This window comes from Saccharothrix algeriensis (genome assembly GCF_016907655.1).
GTDB classification, from domain to species: domain Bacteria; phylum Actinomycetota; class Actinomycetes; order Mycobacteriales; family Pseudonocardiaceae; genus Actinosynnema; species Actinosynnema algeriense.
In genome coordinates this window covers 3,893,348-3,907,551 of record NZ_JAFBCL010000001.1, presented here as the reverse complement: position 1 = coordinate 3,907,551, position 14,204 = coordinate 3,893,348, and the positions used below count along the sequence as shown (strand labels likewise).

Annotated in this window: 13 protein-coding genes; 6 read left to right on the top strand and 7 right to left on the bottom strand. The window is 75.7% G+C overall.

Annotated elements, in window-relative coordinates:
• Positions 1 to 164: 164 nt before the first annotated feature.
• Positions 165 to 1,091: a MerR family transcriptional regulator gene (locus JOE68_RS18000; RefSeq protein ID WP_204846156.1), complete on the bottom strand. Its 927-nt coding sequence runs from the start codon at positions 1,089 to 1,091 to the stop codon at positions 165 to 167.
• Positions 1,092 to 1,373: 282 nt separating this feature from the next.
• Between JOE68_RS18000 and JOE68_RS17995 the strand changes: the two genes are divergently transcribed.
• Positions 1,374 to 1,670: a WhiB family transcriptional regulator gene (locus tag JOE68_RS17995; protein ID WP_121009691.1), complete on the top strand. Its 297-nt coding sequence runs from the start codon at positions 1,374 to 1,376 to the stop codon at positions 1,668 to 1,670.
• Positions 1,671 to 1,878: 208 nt separating this feature from the next.
• Here JOE68_RS17995 and groL read toward each other — a convergent pair whose 3' ends face one another.
• Both groL and groES read right to left on the bottom strand, forming a co-directional pair.
• Positions 1,879 to 3,501: a chaperonin GroEL gene (gene groL / locus JOE68_RS17990; protein WP_204843481.1), complete on the bottom strand. Its 1,623-nt coding sequence runs from the start codon at positions 3,499 to 3,501 to the stop codon at positions 1,879 to 1,881.
• 84 nt (positions 3,502 to 3,585) lie between these two features.
• A complete protein-coding gene (groES, locus tag JOE68_RS17985) occupies positions 3,586 to 3,879 on the bottom strand; it encodes a co-chaperone GroES (RefSeq protein ID WP_033428811.1) in 294 nt (97 codons plus the stop codon).
• Between the two features lie 298 nt (positions 3,880 to 4,177).
• Between groES and JOE68_RS17980 the strand changes: the two genes are divergently transcribed.
• Positions 4,178 to 5,683 carry an alkaline phosphatase D family protein gene (locus tag JOE68_RS17980; protein ID WP_204843480.1) on the top strand — a complete coding sequence of 502 codons (1,506 nt, stop codon included), beginning with the start codon at positions 4,178 to 4,180 and terminating at the stop codon, positions 5,681 to 5,683.
• Positions 5,684 to 5,729: 46 nt separating this feature from the next.
• Here JOE68_RS17980 and JOE68_RS17975 read toward each other — a convergent pair whose 3' ends face one another.
• The gene (locus JOE68_RS17975) at positions 5,730 to 6,593 is read right to left on the bottom strand and encodes an NAD(P)-dependent oxidoreductase (RefSeq protein WP_204843479.1); all 864 of its coding nucleotides are present in this window, start codon (positions 6,591 to 6,593) and stop codon (positions 5,730 to 5,732) included.
• A 112-nt stretch (positions 6,594 to 6,705) separates the two neighbouring features.
• Here JOE68_RS17975 and JOE68_RS17970 point away from each other — a divergent pair, with 112 nt between their 5' ends.
• On the top strand, positions 6,706 to 9,843 hold the full coding sequence (locus JOE68_RS17970) for an AfsR/SARP family transcriptional regulator (RefSeq protein ID WP_204843478.1): 3,138 nt from the start codon (positions 6,706 to 6,708) through the stop codon (positions 9,841 to 9,843).
• Here JOE68_RS17970 and tsaD read toward each other — a convergent pair.
• The 3 genes from tsaD to tsaB are packed head-to-tail and all read right to left on the bottom strand — an operon-like array spanning position 9,840 to position 12,008.
• Entirely contained in the window at positions 9,840 to 10,892 is a 1,053-nt protein-coding gene (gene tsaD, locus JOE68_RS17965) for a tRNA (adenosine(37)-N6)-threonylcarbamoyltransferase complex transferase subunit TsaD (protein WP_204843477.1), read from the bottom strand. The two genes, JOE68_RS17970 and tsaD, sit on opposite strands and share 4 nt — an antisense overlap.
• Positions 10,885 to 11,343: a ribosomal protein S18-alanine N-acetyltransferase gene (gene rimI, locus JOE68_RS17960; protein ID WP_204843476.1), complete on the bottom strand. Its 459-nt coding sequence runs from the start codon at positions 11,341 to 11,343 to the stop codon at positions 10,885 to 10,887. The genes tsaD and rimI overlap by 8 nt, the downstream gene beginning before the upstream one ends.
• Positions 11,340 to 12,008 carry a tRNA (adenosine(37)-N6)-threonylcarbamoyltransferase complex dimerization subunit type 1 TsaB gene (gene tsaB / locus JOE68_RS17955; RefSeq protein WP_204843475.1) on the bottom strand — a complete coding sequence of 223 codons (669 nt, stop codon included), beginning with the start codon at positions 12,006 to 12,008 and terminating at the stop codon, positions 11,340 to 11,342. Before tsaB ends, rimI begins: the two co-directional genes overlap by 4 nt.
• 153 nt (positions 12,009 to 12,161) lie before the next feature.
• Between tsaB and JOE68_RS17950 the strand changes: the two genes are divergently transcribed.
• The 3 genes from JOE68_RS17950 to JOE68_RS17940 are packed head-to-tail and all read left to right on the top strand — an operon-like array spanning position 12,162 to position 14,186.
• Complete coding sequence (locus tag JOE68_RS17950; protein ID WP_204843474.1) at positions 12,162 to 12,533, top strand: MerR family transcriptional regulator; 372 nt, start codon at positions 12,162 to 12,164, stop codon at positions 12,531 to 12,533.
• A complete protein-coding gene (locus tag JOE68_RS17945) occupies positions 12,521 to 12,826 on the top strand; it encodes a thioredoxin family protein (RefSeq protein WP_204843473.1) in 306 nt (101 codons plus the stop codon). Before JOE68_RS17950 ends, JOE68_RS17945 begins: the two co-directional genes overlap by 13 nt.
• Positions 12,827 to 12,860: 34 nt before the next feature.
• The gene (locus JOE68_RS17940; protein ID WP_204843472.1) at positions 12,861 to 14,186 is read left to right on the top strand and encodes an acyl-CoA synthetase; all 1,326 of its coding nucleotides are present in this window, start codon (positions 12,861 to 12,863) and stop codon (positions 14,184 to 14,186) included.
• The last annotated feature ends 18 nt before the right edge of the window (positions 14,187 to 14,204 follow it).

The window sequence follows — 14,204 nt, the reverse complement described above, 5'->3', positions numbered from 1 at the left end:
ACCCGCCCTGCCACCCACCCGCCTGACCACGGGATCGCTCCACCACGGGGTCTCCGGACCACGAGGCCGCTCGACCACGGAGCCGCCCGGTCACGAGGCCGCCCGACCACGGGCCGCCGGCCCACAGGGGCGGCCCGACCACCCGGCCCGCCGGGGGCCGCCGGTCAGCAGACGGCCCGTTCGACGGCGTCCGCCGCCTCGGCGAGGTCGTTGATCCGCTCGGCGGGCGAGGGCACCACCCCGCGCGCCCAGCCCGGCCCGCCCACGAACACGCGCACCTGCTGGCGCGTGCGCGGCAGCGCCGACACCACGCCCGGATCGGCGTAGCGCGGCAGCTGCGCCCACAGCACGACCGCCGCCGGCGCGGTCCGCCGGACGGCCGAGGACAGCGCGTCGAGCGGGAGGGCCGCGCCCAGCTGGCGGATGCCGACGCCGCGACCGGCCAGCACCGCCGCCAGCGGGTAGAGCGGCAGGTTGTGCCGCTCCTCCGGCATGCACGCCAGCAGCACCGGCCGGTGGTTGCGCGGCTCGGCCACGACCGGCGTCGCGCGGATCATCGCGGCGAGCACGCACTCGTCCAGCAGGTGCGACACCTCCACCCCCGCGCCGGAGTGCTCCCACCGGGACGCGATCGCGGCCAGCACCGGCCGGACGACGTCGTCCCAGGTGGCGACCACGCCGTCCTGCGCGATCGAGTCGGCCAGCAGCAGCTGGACGGCGGCCGAGTCCATCGCCAGCGCCGCCCGCCCCACGCCGCGCGCCAGCCTGCTCGCGCCCGGCAGCTTCAGGCCCCGCCCGCCCGCCGGCGGCGCCCCGGTGTCGAACTCGCCGCCGGTCAGGGCGGGCGGCGCGGGGCTCCGCACCACGACCCGCGGCCGGGGCGCCGGCGTGGCCAGCGCGTACTTGGCCGCCTCGGCGCTGGACGCGCCCCGCAGCAGGGCCCGCTGCATCAGCTCCAGCCGTGCCACGTCGTGCGGTGCGTACTTCCGATGTCGCCCGGTTGTGTGATCACTGGGACCCAGCCCGTACCGGCGGTCCCAGGTCCTCAGGGTGGCCGGCGCGACACCCAGCCGCCGGGCGACGGCGGCCACCGACAGGGTCACCGAATGAGCGGGATCGTCCTCCGCCGCAACGGTTTCCCGCTCTCCCTCCGGGGTCGGAGCGGGGTGCTCGGGAGGCGTCATCACGCAGACATGGTCCGTTCACCGGTCGTCACGGGCAACTTCGGGGGTGGTGGGGGCTGATCACCCATCGAATGAATTGGCACCTTTCTGCCGCCACCCCCCTTGAACAAGTTTTGGCGCGGTTCTACGGTGGATCATCGTTAGGCCGAATGGAGCAGTTCTCGTCAGTGGGCCAAGGAGGCGGTCTCGATGGCGGACACCCGAAGGCTCCCCGGTCCCAACGCCGACCTGTGGGACTGGCAGATGCGCGGCTCGTGCCGCGGGATGGACAGCGCGTTCTTCTTCCACCCGGACGGTGAACGCGGCCCGGCGAGGGCCAGGCGGGAGGCCAGGGCGAAAGCCGTGTGCCTGTCGTGTCCCGTGTTGGAGATGTGCCGGCGCCACGCGCTGGCCGTGCAGGAACCGTACGGAATCTGGGGCGGGCTCTCGGAATCCGAACGGGACAGCATCATCAAGGCCCGCAAGCGGCAGTTGGCGCTGACCTGACGCGCGAGCGCGGGAGGCGGCACACGCGCGGAAGGGGCGACACCGACCCCGGTGTCGCCCCTTCGCGTGCCGCACGCCTGCCGCCCGGCCGGCCCGCCCGGTGACCGGGCGGAGCGGTCCCGCCGGGTCACCGGCCCGGTCAGCCGGTGGAGCGCCCCGCCCGGCGGCCGGCCCGGTCGGCGGGCGGTGGCGCCCGGTGGGGAGCCGGTCAGTGGCCGTGGCCGTGACCGTGGCCGTGACCGGCCGCGGCGGGCTCCTCTTCCTTCTTCTCCACGACGGCGCTCTCCGTGGTGAGCACCATGCGGGCGATGGAGGCGGCGTTCGAGACGGCGGAGCGGGTGACCTTGACCGGGTCGATGATGCCCGCTTCCAGCAGGTCGCCGTAGGTCAGCGAGGCCGCGTTGAGGCCGAAGCCCCAGTCCTGCTCGCGGACCTTGTTGACCACGACCGCGCCCTCCAGGCCGGCGTTGGCCGCGATCCAGAACAGCGCCGAGCCGAGGGCCTCGCGGACCACCGCGACGCCGGTCGCCTCGTCACCGGTCAGGTCGAGACCGCCGTCGAGCACCTTGGCCGCGTGCACCAGCGCGGAACCGCCGCCGGGCACGATGCCCTCCTCGACCGCCGCCTTGGTCGCCGCCACCGCGTCCTCGATGCGGTGCTTGCGCTCCTTCAGCTCGGTCTCGGTCGCGGCGCCGACCTTGATGACCGCGATGCCGCCGGACAGCTTCGCGAGCCGCTCCTGCAGCTTCTCGCGGTCCCAGTCGGAGTCGGTCGCCTCGATCTCGCGGCGCAGCTGCTCCGCGCGGCCCGCGACGTCGGCCTTGGCGCCGCCGCCGTCGACGATCGTCGTGTCGTCCTTGGAGACCACGACGCGCCGGGCGGTGCCCAGCACGTCCAGGCCGGCCTCGGACAGCTTCAGGCCCACCTCGGCGGCGATGACCTGGCCGCCGGTGACGACCGCGAGGTCGTCCAGGAACGCCTTGCGGCGGTCGCCGAAGTACGGCGCCTTGACCGCGACCACGCGCAGCGTCTTGCGCAGGGCGTTGACCACCAGGGTGGACAGCGCCTCGCCCTCGACGTCCTCGGCGATGACGACCAGCGGCTTGCCCGCCTCGGCCACCTTCTCCAGGATCGGCAGCAGGTCGGCCAGGGCGCTGATCTTCTCGCGGTGCAGCAGGATGCGGGCGTCCTCGAACACCGCCTCCTGGGCTTCGAGGTCGGTCGCGAAGTGCGCCGAGATGTAGCCCTTGTCGAACTGCACGCCCTCGGTGATCTGCAGCTCGGTGGCCAGCGTCGAGGACTCCTCGACGGTGATCACGCCGTCCTCGCCGACCTTCTCGATGGCCTCGCCGAGCAGGTTGCCGATCGACGCGTCGCGCGACGACACGGTGCCCACCTGGGCGATGTTGTCCCGGCCCTTGACCGGCGTGGCCTTGGCCTTGAGCGCGTCCACGACGGCGTCGGCGGCGGCCTGGATGCCGCGGCCGAGCGAGGTCGGGTTCGCGCCCGCGGCGACGTTGCGCAGGCCGACCCGCACCATGGCCTGGGCCAGCACGGTCGCGGTCGTCGTGCCGTCGCCGGCCACGTCGTTGGTCTTGGTGGCCACGCTCTTGGCGAGCTGCGCGCCGAGGTTCTCGAACGCGTCCTCCAGCTCGACCTCGCGAGCGATGGTCACGCCGTCGTTGGTGACCGTCGGCCCGCCGAACTTCTTGTCGAGCACCACGTGCCGGCCGCGCGGTCCGAGGGTCACCTTGACCGTGTCCGCCAGCTTGTTCACGCCGCGCTCAAGAGCCCGACGAGCGTCCTCGTCAAAGCTGATCTGCTTGGGCATTGCCTAGCCTCTCTCGAATGCGCGAAACGCCCCGGTATCCCCGGTGAAGAGGGGCGCCGGGGCGTCTTGCGTGTCGGCCGAACGTCAGTTGATGACGGCCAGCACGTCGCGGGCGGAGAGGATGAGGTACTCCTCACCGTTGTACTTGACCTCGGTGCCGCCGTACTTGGAGTAGATGACGACGTCGCCGACAGCCACGTCCACGGGGACGCGGTTGCCCTTGTCGTCGATCCGGCCGGGGCCGACCGCGAGGACCTTGCCCTCCTGGGGCTTCTCCTTCGCGGTGTCCGGGATCACGAGGCCGGAAGCCGTCGTGGTCTCGGCCTCGCTGGCCTGGACGACGATCTTGTCCTCGAGCGGCTTGATGTTCACGCTCACCGGGCTGACCTCCACGGTCGTCGAAAGCGTTGGCAGGTTGCGTTTACGGCTCCTGCCACCCCGCCGTCGCGGGGGTCGGGGCGGTTGCTGGCGCCGTGCATCTGGCACTCTACCCATGCGAGTGCCAACGCTTCAACGAACCCCCGCCAGTCGCCCCGAACGGTGGGCGCCGCCACCCGCCCGACCACCGCGAACCGCGGTCGCGGGACGCCGGCTGCGCGATACCGGAGCCGGGACGTCCCCTGCCGGAACGCTCGCGTTCACCCGGACGCCAGTTCCGTGGGCGACGGTCTTGGCCATGACCAACGTGACCCGACGCTCACTGATCATCGGCGGCGTGGCGCTGGCCACGGCCGGCGCCGGTTTCGCCAAGCTGGACGACCCCTTCACGCTCGGCGTCGCCTCGGGCGACCCGAGCCACGACGGCGTGGTGCTGTGGACCCGGCTGGCGCCGCGGCCGCTGGACGCCGACGGCCTCGGCGGGATGCCGAACCGGGTCGTGCCGGTGCACTGGGAGCTGGCCGAGGACGAGCGGTTCCGCCGGGTGGTGCGGCGCGGGGTCGAACTCGCCCGGCCGCAGTCGGCGCACAGCGTGCACGTGGAGCCGTTCGGGCTGCGGCCCGGCTGCGAGTACTTCTACCGGTTCCGGGTGGACGGGCACCTGTCGCCGGTCGGCCGGACCCGCACCGCCCCGGAGCCGTGGGCGATCGGCCGGGACCTGACGATGTGCTTCGCGTCCTGCGCGCACTTCGGCGAGGGGTACTTCACCGCGTACCGGCGGCTGGCGGAGGACGACCCGGACCTGGTCCTGCACCTGGGCGACTACCAGTACGAGTACGCCGCCAAGACCTCCGACGCGCGGGTCGTGGTGGGGCCGGAGACGCGCACGCTGGCCGACTACCGGCTGCGGCACGCCCAGTACAAGACCGACGCCGACCTCCAGCTCGCGCACTCCGTCGCGCCGTGGCTGGTCGTCTGGGATGATCACGAAACGGAGAACAACTGGGCGGACGAGACGCCCGAGCAGCCGGACCCGGACTTCCCGCGGCGGCGCGCCGCGGCGTTCCAGGCTTACTACGAGAACATGCCGCTGCGGCGGGGCGCCCGGCCCAACGGCATCGACATGCAGCTCTACCGGCGGGTGCGGTGGGGCAACCTGGCCACGTTCCACATGCTCGACACCCGGCAGTACCGGGACGACCAGGCGTGCGGCGACGGCTGGAAGACCTGCGCGGACTCCGGCGCGCCGACGCGGACGATCACCGGCGCCGAGCAGGAGGCGTGGCTGCTCGACGGGTTCCGGCGGTCGCGGTCGCGGTGGGACGTGCTGGGGCAGCAGGTGTTCTTCGCCGAGCGCGACCGCAAGGACGGCCCGGAGAAGGAGCTGTCCATGGACTCCTGGGACGGCTATCTGGCCTCGCGGGACCGCGTCACGCGCGGCTGGGTGGACGCCCGGGTGCGCAACACCGTGGTGCTGACCGGTGACGTGCACGCGCACTACGCCGCGGACATCAAGGCCGACTGGAACGACCCGGCGTCGCGGACCGTGGGCACGGAGCTGGTGTGCACGTCGGTGACCTCCGGCGGGGACGGCAACGACACCGTGGACCAGACGCAGCTGCGCCTGAACCCGCACATCAAGCTGCACAGCCGCCGGCGCGGGTACGTGCGGACCCGGTTCTCCGCCTCGGAGGTGCGCGCGGACTTCCGGACGCTGCCGTACGTGCGGACGCCGGGGGCCGAGGCCGTGACCCTGAAGTCGTTCGTGGTGGAGGACCGCAACCCCGGCTTGAACCCGCTCTGAGCCGTCGCCGGAGGGGGCGGGGCGCCGCCCCCTCCGGCAGGTCCGGTCAGCCGGCCGGGGGCTTGACCACCTCGTAGAGGGCGGCCCAGTTGTCACGGCCGTGCCCGGCCTCGACGGCGCGCCGGTAGAGCGCCCGGACCGCCGCCGGCAGCACCACGTCGACCCCGGCCTCCTCGCCGGCGCCCACGACGTGGTCGGCGGTGGCGCCCATCATCACGATGTCGGCCAGGTCGCCGGGGTACCGGCCGCGGTCGATGTCGGCGATCGCCTCGTCCAGGTACATCGCGATGGACTCGACGTTCTCCTTCAGGTAGGGCGCGAACCGCGCGGCCGGCACGCCGGCGGCCCCGACCAGGGCGAGGCTGTGCACCACGCCCGCCAGCGCGGTGAGGAAGTAGTCCAGCTGCGCCTGGTAGAACAGCTGGGCGAGCGAGTGGTCCTCGCCCAGGTGGTCGGGCCGGCCGATGACCGCGAGGGTCTCCCGGTGGGCTTCGAAGACCTCCCGCGGCCCGCTGTAGAAGACGTACGCGGCCGGCTCGCCGACCAGCGGCGCGGGCGCCATCACCCCGCCGACCAGCAGCTCCGCGCCCCGCTCGGCGAGCCAGGCGGCGGCCCGGAGGGTCTTGCCTGGGGTGTCGGAGCTGAGGTTGACGATCGTCTTCCCCGCGACCACCGCCCCGTCGAGGACGTCGTGCATCGCGTCGTAGTCGGTCAGGCTCAGGATGACCAGCCGGCTGGCGTCCAGGGCCTCCTGCGGCGTGGCGGCCCGCCGCGCGCCCCGGGCGACCAGCCCGTCGGCGCGGCTCGCGGTCCGGTTCCACACCGTCGTGGGGTGGCCGTGGTCCAGGAACTTCTCCACCATGGCCCGGCCCATGGGGCCCAGGCCGATGACCGTCAGCGGCGTGCTCATGCGCGGTTCCTCGCTTTCTCCGTCGTCGGCCGGGAGCGTGCCGGTGCCCGCGCACGGTCCGCTGCGGGTCCGCTGCGGGCGATCGCACGGCGCGAGCGGATAACGTCGGCGTGTGCGATTCGGCGTGCTGGGGCCCCTGGCGGTGTGGGCGGCGGACGGGACGCCCGTCCGGGTCCCGGAGGCGAAGGTCCGGGCGCTGCTGGCGCACCTGCTGGTCGCCGAGGGCAGGCCGGTGCCCGTCGAGCGGCTGGGTTCGGCGCTGTGGGGCGACCGGCCGCCGGGCAACCCCGCGAACACGCTGCAGACCAAGGTGTCGGCGCTGCGCCGGGTGCTGGGCCGGGACGCGGTCGCCTGGCAGCCGCCGGGCTACGCGCTGCCGGTCGACGCGGGCACGCTGGACCTGCTGGAGTTCCGGTCGCTGGTGGCGGCGGGCGACCACGCGGCGGCGCTGGCCCTGTGGCGCGGCGAGCCGCTGGCGGAGTTCGCCGGCGAGCCGTTCGCGGTCGGGTTCGCGCGCCGGGCGGCCGAGGAGCGGCTGTCCGCCGTGGAGGACTGGGCGCAGGCGCGGCTGGCGGCCGGGCAGCCGGTGTCGCTGGCCGACGAGGTGGCCCGGCACCCGCTGCGGGAGCGGTTGCGCGGCCTGCACATGCGGGCGCTGTTCCGGGCCGGGCGGCAGGTGGAGGCGCTGGAGAGCTACGCCGGGCTGCGGCGCCGGCTGGCCGAGGAGCAGGGCCTGGAGCCCGGTCCGGAGCTGGCCGCCGTGCACCGGGAGCTGCTGAACCACGAGGCGCCCCGGCCGCGCACCAACCTGCCCGCCGCCGTGACCGGGCTGGTGGGGCGGGACGAGGCGGTGCGCGAGGTGGGCGCGCTGCTGCGGTCGTCGCGGCTGGTCACGCTGACCGGGCCGGGCGGGGTCGGCAAGACGCGGCTCGCGCTGGCGACCGCGCGGTCGCTGCTGAACGCCGCCCCCTCCGCCCCGGCGCCCACCGGCGCCCCGGCCGGCGCCCCGGTGGACACCGCCGACACCCCGGTGGACACCGCCGTCGCCGAGGACGGCGTGTGGCTGGTGGAGCTGGCCGGCCTCGACCGCGTGACCGCTCCCCCGGACGCGGGCGGACCCGACGCGGACCGACCCGACGCGAACCGACCCGACGCGGACCGACCCGACGCGGACCCGCCCGACGCGGACGGGTCGGACGCCGTCGACCGGGTCGCGGGCGCGGTGGCCGCCGTCCTGGGCGTCCGCGAGGACGCGTCGGGCGGGCCCCCGCCGGGCGCGCCCGACCGGCCGGCCGACCGGGTGGTGGCGGCCGTGCGCGGCCGGGGGCTGCTGCTGGTGCTGGACAACTGCGAGCGCCTGGTCGAGCCCGTCGCCCGCCTGGTGTCCCGGCTGCTGCGCGCCGCGCCCGGCCTCCGCGTCCTGGCCACCAGCCAGGAACCGCTCGGCCTGGCCGCCGAGACCGTCCGGTCCGTCCCGCCGCTGGACCTGCCCGGCGCGGTCCGCCTGTTCACCGCCCGCGCCACCGCCGCCGCGCCCGGGTTCGCCCTGACGCCCGCCAACCAGGACGCGGTCGCCGCGATCTGCCGCCGGCTCGACGGGCTGCCGCTGGCCCTGGAGCTGGCCGCCACGCGGGTGCGCGCCCTGGGCGTCGACGCCCTCCTGCACCGCCTGGACGACCGCTTCCGGCTCCTCACCACCGGCCACCGCGACGCGCCGCCGCGCCAGCGCACCCTGCGCGCGGTGTTCGACTGGAGCTGGGACCTGCTGCCCGAGCCGGAGCGGGCGGTCCTGCGCCGGCTCTCCGTCGTGGTCGAGGGCTGCGCCCCGGACGCCGCCGAGGCGATCTGCGCGGGTGGCGCGGTGCGCCCCGAGGACGTGCCCGACCTGCTCGCGAACCTGGTCGACCGCTCCCTGGTGGTCGCGCCCGACCAGGGCGCGCAGCCCCGGTACCGCCTGCTCGAATCGGTCTCCGACTACGGCCGCGAGCGCCTGCGGGAGGCGGGCGAGGCCGAAGCCACCCGCGCCCGGCACGCCGCGTTCCACCGCTCCCTCGCCGAACGCGCCTGCCCCGGGCTGCGCGGCCCGGACCAGCTCACCTGGCTGGACCGCCTGGACGCCGACACCGCCAACCTCCGCGCCGCCCTCGACGTGGCCCCCGACCTCGCCGAGCACCTCGCCTGGTACTGGTTCCTGCGCGGGCGCGTGCGGGAGGCCGCCCGCCACCTCACCGGCCCGTGGCAGGCCGGCTTCGCGGTGCTGGCGGGCGAGGCGGGCGAGCCGGTCGACCCCGACTCCGTCACCGACCCGCGGGCCCTATGGTTCCTCGGCTACGTGCTGTCCACGATCGGCGACATGGCGGCCGGCGAGCGCCTCACCGAGCGCGCCCACGCCGGGTTCGCCGCCCGCGGTGACGACTGGGGCGTGGCGGCGGCCCTGAGCGACCGGTTCAGCCAGGCCATGACCAGGGGCGACCTCGGCCGGGCGCGGGAGGCCGCCGAGCGGTCCGCCGAGCTGTTCACCGCGCTGGGCGACCGGTGGGGGCGGCTGCAGGCGTCGTTCGCCCTGGGCACGCTGGCGCAGCTGGTCGGCGACTACGCGGAGGCCGCGCGCGTGCACCGCGAGGGCCTGCGGCTGGCCGAGGAGCTGCGGTCGTGGCCCGAGGTGTCCTACGCGCTGTCCTGGCTGGGCCGGGTAGCGCTGCTGACCGGGGACCGCGCGCGGGCCCGCGAGCTGCACGAGCGGGCCCGGCGGATCGCCGCCGACCACGGCTTCGCCCCCGGCGAGATGTACGCGGAGACCGGCCTGGCGCTGGGCGCCCGCCAGGAGGGTGAGCTGGCCGAGGCCGACCGCCTGCTGCGGCGCCTCCAGGAGCGGCACCGGCAGGTCGGCTTCGAGGCGGGCGCGACGCTGGTCCTGGCCGAACGCGGCTTCGTGGCCGAGCTGCGCGGCGACGCCGAGGAGGCGGCCAGGCTCCAGGAGGAGGGGTTGGCGCTGGCCCGGCGCGGCGGCGACCCGCGGGCGGTCGCGCTGGGGCAGGAGGGGCTGGCCGGCGCGCGGGCCCTCGCGGGCCGGCACGAGGAGGCCGCGCGGCTGCTGGGCCGGGCGACCGCGAACCGGCTGTCGGTGGGCGTGCCGCTGCCGCCCGCCCAGCGCCACGACGTCGACCGGATCACCGCCGCCGCGCGGGCGGTGATCGGCGACGAGCGGTTCGACCGGGAGTTCCGGCGGGGCCTGGCGGACCCGGACTAGCGGACCTGGACCGTGCCGACCGGCAGCCCGGGGGTGGTGGACAGGTCCATCGGGGACGGCTTCGCGCCCGCCGCCACCAGGTGCGCGCCCAGGGCGGCGATCATCGCGCCGTTGTCCGTGCACAGCCGGGGTCGCGGCACGCGCAGCTCGATGCCCGCCTCGGCGCACCGCTCGGCCGCCAGCCCGGACAGCCGCGAGTTCGCCGCGACCCCGCCGGAGATCACCAGGGTGTCCACGCCGAGGTCCCGGCAGGCCCGGATCGCCTTCGCGGTCAGCACGTCCGCCACCGCCTCCTGGAACGACGCGGCGACGTCGGCCAGCGGGACCTCCTCGCCGGCCCGCTCGCACCGCTCGACCCACCGCGCGACCGAGGTCTTCAGCCCGGAGAAGGAGAAGTCGTACCTGGCGTCGCGCGGACCGGTCAGGCCGCGCGGGAACGCGATCGCGCACCCGTCGCCCTGCCGGGCCAGCCGGTCGATCGGCGGGCCGCCCGGGTAGGGCAGGTCGAGCAGCCGCGCGACCTTGTCGTAAGCCTCGCCCGCCGCGTCGTCCACGGTGGACCCGATCTCGGTGATCCGCTCGGCCAGCCCCTCCACCAGCAGCAGCTGCGAGTGCCCGCCGGACACCAGCAGCGCGACGCAGCGCGCGGGCAGCGGGCCGTGCTCCAGGGTGTCGGCGGCGACGTGGCCCGCCAGGTGGTTCACGCCGTAGAGCGGCTTGTCCAGCGCCGCCGCGTACGCCTTGGCCGCCGCGACGCCGACCAGCAGCGCGCCCGCCAGGCCCGGACCCGCCGTCACCGCGATGGAGTGCACGTCCGACAGCGCGATCCCGGCCCGCTCCACGGCCCGGCGCATCGTGGGCGCCATGGCTTCCAGGTGGGCCCGCGAGGCGACCTCGGGCACGACGCCGCCGAACCGGGCGTGCTCCTCGACGCTGGAGGCGACCTCGTCGGCGAGCAGCTCCAGCGCGCCGTCCGGGCCGAGCCGGACGATGCCGACGCCCGTCTCGTCGCAGGAGCTCTCGATGCCGAGGATGAGCCGGTCAGCCACGGTTCGCGGGCCTCCCCATCGTGTAAGCGTCGGCGCCCGACGGCTGGTAGTAGCGGCGGCGCAGGCCCAGGTGCTCGAAGCCGTGCGCCAGGTAGAGGGAGATCGCGCGCGCGTTGTCCGTGCGCACCTCCAGGAACACCGGCAGGCCCTCCTCGTCGGCCCTCGCCAGCAGTGCCCGCAGCAGCGCCTTGCCGATCCCGCCGCCCTGCCAGTCGGTGTGCACGGCGATGGTGTGCACGCTCGACTCGAAGTCGGTGAGGGCCAGCCCGGCGTAGCCGACCAGCTCGCCGGCGGCGTACGCGCCGACGTAGCAGGTGTTCCCGGCCAGCTCGCCGCGGAACGCGTCCGGGCTCCACGGGTCGTCGCCGGGGAACACCGCGTGCTCGATCTCGGCGCACCGCTCGGCGTCCTCGTGCCGCAGCGGCGCGAGGGTGACCGCGCCGGACCTCACCTGGTCACCCGCTTGCGCGCCACCGGCTCGACGGCGTCGGGGCGGCGCAGGTACAGGGGGGTGAGCGCGGCGGGGCGGGCGCCGGAGAGCAGCTCGTCGGCGGCCGCGGCGACCAGCGACACCGGCGACGGGTAGGTGGCGTCGACCACCGGCAGGCCGAGCACGTCGGCGTAGAGCCGGGCGCCCTCGCCGGCGGCGGACGCGACCGGGGGCAGCTTGGCGAGCACGTCGGCGGGACGGTCCACGTGCGGGCCGTCCGTGCGCCGGCCGGCGGCGTCGTAGGCGGCCCAGTACACCTCTTTGCGGCGGGCGTCGGTGGCGACCAGCAGCGGCGCGCCGGTGCGGGCGTCGAGCGCGACGGCGTCCGGCGTGGGCACCGGGTAGACGGGCCGGTTGAGCGCCTGGCCGAGGGCGGCGGCGGTGGCCAGGCCCACCCGCAGGCCGGTGAACGGGCCGGGGCCGGAGCCGACGACCACGGCGTCCAGGTCGGCCAGGGCGTGGCCGGACTCGGCGACGGCCGCCTGGAGGTGCGGTGTCAGCAGCTCGCCGTGGGCCTTGGCGTTCACCGTCACCCGCTGGGCGAGCAGGCGCGGGCCGTCCGGCGTCAGTTCCACGACACCGGCGGTGACGGCGGGGGTCGCGGTGTCCAAGGCGAGCACTAGCACAATCGTCAAGGGTAACCGGTCGGGGTGCGGCCACCCGCCCCGACTCGGCGGGGCCGACCGCGGGCCCCGCGGCGATCCCGGTGGGCGGACCGGCGGCGACGTGGCCGGGAGCACACTGGACCTGACGTCAACGTCAAGTCGGAGGATCTGCCCGTGCGCATCGGTGAACTGGCCAGACGGGGTGGGACGACCACCAGGGCGCTCCGCCACTACGAGTCGCTGGGGCTGCTGCCCGCGCGGCGGGGCGCCAACGGGCAGCGCGAGTACGACGAGCAGGACCTGCGGCTGGTCGAGGAGATCAGGTCGCTGGCCGGCATCGGGTTCGCGCTGGAGGACACCCGGCCGTTCGTCCAGTGCCTGCGCGACGGCAACACCGCGGGGGACGCCTGCCCGGCGTCGGTCGCGGTGTACCGGCGCAAGCTGGCCGAGCTGGACGAGTGCATCGCCCGGCTGGAGGCCGCCCGCGAACGGGTGCGCGCGCAACTGGACCAGGCCGAGCAGAGGAGGCGTCCGTGCAGGCGCTGACCGACGACACGTTCGAGCAGGGCACGCGCGAGGGCGCGGTGCTGGTGGAGTTCACCGCGAGCTGGTGCCCGCCGTGCCGGATGATCGAACCCGTGCTCGCCGAGCTGGACCGCGAGCTGGGCGCGGTGCGGTTCGCGCAGGTCGACACCGACGCGAACCCCCGCACCACCCGCGACCTGGGGGTGCGCGGGATGCCGACGCTCCAGCTCTACCGGGACGGGGAGCTGGTCGCGCAGATCGTCGGCGCGCGGCCGAAGCACCAGCTGCTGGCGTGGCTCGAACCACACTTGTGATGCGCGCCGCGGGCCGGGCGGCCAAGGTGGGCGGGTGCTGCTGCCCGCCCTCGCGTCGCCGCCCGCGAAAACCGCCCTGCGCTTCCCCGGCCACGAGCTGACCTACCCGGAGCTGGCCGAGCGGGCGCGCGCGGTCGCGCACGGGCTGGCGGGCGCGCGCCGGGTCGCGGTGTGGGCGCGCCCGGACGTCCGGACGTGCGTGGCGGTGGTGGGCGCGCTGCTGGCCGGCGTGCCGGTGGTGCCGCTCAACCCCAAGCTCGGCGAGCGGGAGCTGGACCACGTCCTGACCGACAGCGCGCCGGACCTGGTGGTGGACGACGTGCTGCCCACCGGTCCGCCGGTGGACCTCCCGGAGCCGGGCGGCGAGGCGCCGGCGCTGGTCGTCTACACCTCGGGCACGACGGGGCCGCCCAAGGGCGTGGTGCTGCCGCGCCGGGCGCTGGCGTCGAACCTGGACGCGCTCGCGGCGGCCTGGGAGTGGACCGCGGACGACGTCGTGGTGCACGGGCTGCCGCTGTTCCACGTGCACGGGCTGGTGGTCGGGGTGCTCGGGCCGCTGCGGCGCGGCGGCGCCGCGCACCACCTCGGGGCGTTCAGCGTCGCGGCGGCGGCCGAGGCGCTGGCGGCCGGGGGCACGATGCTGTTCGGCGTGCCGACGATGTACCACCGGATCGCCGGCGCGCCCGAGCACGCCGCGGCGTTCGCCGGGGCCCGGCTGCTGGTCTCGGGCTCGGCGCCGCTGCCTGCGGCGCTGCACGAGCGGGTCGAGGCGCTGACCGGGCAGCGGGTGGTCGAGCGGTACGGCATGACCGAGACCCTGATGAACACCAGCGCGCGCGCCTCGGGCGAGCGGCGGCCCGGCACCGTCGGGCCGCCGCTGGACGGCGTCGAGGTGCGGGTGGTCGGCGAGGAGCCGGGCGAGGTCGAGGTGCGCGGGCCGAACCTGTTCCTGGAGTACCTGAACCGGCCCGACGCCACCCGCGAGGCGTTCGCCGACGGCTGGTTCCGCACCGGCGACCTGGCCGTGGTCGAGCCCGACGGGCACCTGCGGCTCGTCGGGCGGCGGGCCACCGACCTGATCAAGAGCGGCGGGTACCGGATCGGCGCGGGCGAGGTCGAGAACGCCCTGCTGGAGCACCCCGGCGTGGCCGAGGTCGCGGTGACCGGCGAACCGGACGACGACCTCGGCGAGCGCGTCGTGGCGTGGGTGGTGGCGACGGGCGTGCCGTCCACCGGGCCGGAGCTGGCCGACCACGTGGCCCGGCTGCTGACCCCGCACAAGCGGCCGCGGGTGGTCCGCTACGTGGACTCGCTGCCGCGCAACGACCTGGGCAAGGTGCTCAAGCGGGAGCTGCGGTGAGCCCGCCGGGCCGGGCCG